Origin of the sequence: Pyrobaculum sp., from assembly GCF_049971835.1 — an archaeon.
Lineage (GTDB): Archaea > Thermoproteota > Thermoprotei > Thermoproteales > Thermoproteaceae > Pyrobaculum.
Genome location: NZ_JBMFKV010000279.1, coordinates 1 through 2,102, shown reverse-complemented (window position 1 = coordinate 2,102; position 2,102 = coordinate 1). Strand labels below are relative to the sequence as shown.

General features: G+C 49.5%; 2 protein-coding genes and 1 pseudogene. All 3 read left to right on the top strand.

Annotated features, from left to right (window positions below):
- A pseudogene (locus ACP5J3_RS13655) lies at positions 1-638 on the top strand (coiled-coil protein); the annotation flags it as partial.
- Complete coding sequence (locus ACP5J3_RS13650) at positions 638-1,633, top strand: DUF373 family protein (protein ID WP_428496187.1); 996 nt, start codon at positions 638-640, stop codon at positions 1,631-1,633. The pseudogene ACP5J3_RS13655 and the gene ACP5J3_RS13650, both read left to right, overlap by 1 nt.
- Positions 1,633-2,102: TRM11 family SAM-dependent methyltransferase (locus tag ACP5J3_RS13645; RefSeq protein ID WP_428496186.1), on the top strand; the 470-nt coding region annotated here is incomplete at its 3' end. The genes ACP5J3_RS13650 and ACP5J3_RS13645, both read left to right, overlap by 1 nt.

The window sequence follows — 2,102 nt, the reverse complement described above, 5'->3', positions numbered from 1 at the left end:
GGAAGACGCTTGAGAAGGATAAGTTGAAGCGGATAATTGAACAACTTGAGTATTTCTTTGAAACCTCGCCTACAAACCCCGAGTGGGAGAGGCAGTTTATCAAGTACATAAGTGAAATAGAGAAGGAGCTGAACCTGGCGGACTCCATGGAGAAGATAAAGGCGCATATAGCTGAGTTAAAGTCACAAATTGACGAATTTAAAAACAAGAGAGAGGCCATAAGAAGCGAAATAGCTAGATTAGTTCAAGATCTAAATACTGTGAAACAAGAGCTGGCCCAGCTAAAGGCAAGTAGGCAGGAGGTTTACAAGGAGCTCGTGAAGCTGAAAGAGAAGAGAGAAGAGTTGAAAAAACGCCGGGAGGAAATCAAATCGGAAATTCTGCAGCTGGCTCTGAAGCGGAAGGAGCTTAGAGAGAATAGGAGGGCTCTCCAGGAGGAGCTGGAGAAATACAACGTACTGCTAAAGGCTTTAGAGCTCGCCGAGAGGAACAAGGCGAGGGCTAGGGCGAGAGAGGAGCGGGTTGAGTCTCTGAAGGAGAGGGCTGAGGCCTTGTACAACAGGTTGCTGAACGGAGAGAGGTTGACTCATGACGAAATTAAGATATTGATAGAGGCTGGATATCTGCCGGAAGAGTAGTGCGTGTTCTTGTTTTATACGTCGATAGAGACGGCGATTTAAAGGCCCAGGGATTTGAGACGCCTGTTGTAGGGAGAGACGAGGTATTGAGGCTGGCAATTAGGTACATACTGGCAAACCCGGACGACTCAGACGCAAACGCCGTGTTCGCCGCAGTGAAGATATACGATAGGCTGACCTCTGAATATGGAGTTGAGAACACAAATGTGGCTGTGATCAGCGGCTCTCCAGACCCCGCGGTGGCTGACGTAGTTGTGGTTAAGGAGTTGGAACAGGTGTTGGCGCTGTACGACGCAGACGCTATTTACTTCGTCTCTGACGGGCCCAGCGACGAGGCGGCGATTCCAGCAATTCAGTCGAAGAGGCCTGTGATGTCTGTCTATAGAGTAGTGGTAAAACAGGCGAGAGGCGTCGAGGAAACCGTCACGCTTTTTAGATACTATCTAAACAAGGCGGTTAAAGAACCGGAGTATCGCAGATACACCGTGGGCATACCTGCGCTTCTAATCTTTATCCTACTTTTTGGGAACACTTTCAACATAGAAGTTATTAGGTACATGATAAATATTGTATTTTTATTTATGGCTTTCTTTATAATGATATATGGATTCGGTATTTATGATTTTCTTAGAGATGTATTAAAGAGATATGAAGTGACTTTTATCATAACGGTGGTATCTATGTTTATAGTAGTTATCTACCTGGCGTCTCTCTTTCTAGGAGTGCAGATAATACCTAGCTACGTGTTGCTGGCCGTCGCCGTCATTCCCTACGTGTCTTACGTAAGTGAGGCGTATATAGTAAATAGGAAAATTAGATATGGCGGTATAATAGCGGGGGGCGTAACCTTCTTCTTCTTCTACCTCCTCTTTCCTGTCATAACCAAACAGGGGAGTGGCCTCCTAGAGGTGTTGACGGCAATCGGCGAGTTTCTAGCCGCGGTGTTTCTCACCGTGGTGGCGGTTTATATCGCTAGGCGTGTTTTAGAGAGGTAATGGAGATCTGTGTGGTGGAGCTGGGGCAGAGGTACCCATGCCTCGCGCGCGAAGAGGCGATAGCACTGGGGGAAATAGGTAGGTGCGAGCTGGCTGAGGTAGGCACACGCTATGCGGTATTTACCTGTCCTAGTTGTGAAATTTTCAAGAGGGCTTCCTTGGCTAAGTCAGTAAATGGGGAGAGGATTAGGAAAGAGAAGCCGCAGATCGAGAGGTCCACCAAGACGCTGGACTACATAACAGCCAGGCTCATGGTTAACCTGGCCCGGGTGGCAGAGGGGAGTAGGATCTGGGAGCCGTTCGTGGGGACGGGCGCCGTGGCGCACGAGGCCGAGAGGGTGGGGGGCTACGTAGTTGGGATAGACCTAGACCTGGAGGCCCTGCTCATAGCTAGGCGTAATACGTCTGGCGACGTGGCGCAGGCCAACGCGGTTTTCCCCCCGCTTAGGGGGGGTCTCGACGCCGCCGT